2 protein-coding genes are annotated in these 1,554 nt (G+C 60.9%); one reads left to right on the top strand and one right to left on the bottom strand.

The features are described from left to right. Positions 1 to 555, bottom strand: a 555-nt coding sequence (locus tag WCE35_RS20435; protein WP_424595133.1) for a hypothetical protein, incomplete at its 3' end; no start/stop codon positions are given. A 288-nt stretch (positions 556 to 843) separates the two neighbouring features. On the opposite strand from WCE35_RS20435, the gene WCE35_RS20430 reads away from it, so the two are divergent. Continuing rightward, on the top strand, positions 844 to 1,554 hold a 711-nt coding region (locus tag WCE35_RS20430; protein WP_424595132.1), incomplete at its 3' end, for a DUF4349 domain-containing protein.

Below are 1,554 nucleotides of genomic sequence, written 5' to 3'. Positions count from 1 at the left end.
ATCGAAGACCGCGCGCGTTTCGGTCAGGGCCGACGTCAGTGCGGACCACGACTGGGTTCCCGCCTGATTCAGCTTCAGAAGTTTTTCCTCCGCGGCAGCCGCATCGGCCTTCATGCGCTTCACGTTGGCCTCGATTTCGTTCCGACGCTCGGCTGCGAATTCGCCGGCGGCAGCGGCAAGCTTGTCGGCCGCGTCGCGCCACGCTTTCAGCTGCGCCGCGGCTTGAAGCTTGAATGTCGCTTGCTGAAGCTCGAATTGCCTGCCGTAGCTCTCGACATATTTCTTCACTTCCGCCTCGAATGCATTCCACTCCGCTTCCAGCCTGGTCTTTGCGCCGGTCCAGGCGGCCTCGCCGGCTCCCGCCTGCTTCGTGACGGCGTCGCGGAAGGCATCACGATTCCTGCGCAAGTCAGCCAGCGCCTTGCCGGCCTTGTCGCGTGCATCGGTCTGCACCTCGGCGACCTTGCCTTCGAGCGATGTCAGCGCGGCGTCCATTTCATCGAGCCGCTCCTTGGCCCAATTGGTAAAGAAGTGGATATTGCCCTGTGTGCTCATTTCTCGCCTCCTTGAAATTTCAACGGTGCGCCCGCCCATGCCGCAGCTAACATGCCGCGCAACTTGTTTTCTTGATATGGCTCAACATCAAAACCTCGGAATGCCCTGGGTCTGAAAGCGCGTAGCGCGTAGGATGGATACCCATCAATTGCTTGTTATGGAGATGATGGTTTTCGCGGCAGCTCAACCCGTCCCTGCTGCATAAACCCGAAGCCATCACGAAAAAGCCTGCTTGCTGCGGGCTTCTTGTCAGGCACGTGACGGGGACGGCATGGGGAGCAACCTGAAATGACATCGACCTGGCGTTGGTCGGCACTGATCGCGGCCGCCTTGTTCCTTGCCCTCTTCCTGTTTCGTCTACTCACCGGACCCGCATCCGTCGCGATCGACTCCTATGGCGACGGCTTCATGCAACAGCAATCCGACTTCAAGCTGACCCGCAACAACTACGCCAGTATCAAGGCCGCGCCGTCGGCGGTCCCGGCGCCGCTCTTGGGAGAACAGCAAAAGTACGAGAAAATCGCGACCCTCACCCAGACCACGGCCAGGTTCGACGACGACAAGGTCCGCATCCTTTCCAGTATCGGCGCGCATCAGGCGATCATCCAGCTCGAACGCGCGACCGGCCTCGCCGGACGCCGCGCCCTGTTGCTTGGGGTTGGTGTGCCACCGGAAAAATTCGATGCCTTTGTCGATGCGGCCAAAGCGATCGGCCGCAGCGCCCAGATCGACATCGTCAAGAACGACAAGACCAACGAATACCTCAAGCTCAAGGCGCAGCGCACGACGCTCGAAAAGGCGCGCACGGCGCTGGAGGCCCTGACAACCTCCGGCGGCTCTGTCGACGAGCGCGTCAAGGTGCAGAGCAAGTTGACGGAGATCGAAGAGAAGATCCAGGCACTCGGCGTTTCACTCGGCGAGTTCGACACCCAAAACGAGCTGTGCACCGTGAAGCTTACCCTCCTCGAGCAGGGCGTCCAGCGCGCGACCTCATTCGCG

Origin of the sequence: Bradyrhizobium sp. (assembly GCF_049691595.1) — a bacterium.
Lineage (GTDB): Bacteria > Pseudomonadota > Alphaproteobacteria > Rhizobiales > Xanthobacteraceae > Bradyrhizobium.
The sequence above is the reverse complement of the archived record's forward strand: the minus strand, read 5'-3'. Positions and strand labels throughout refer to the sequence as shown.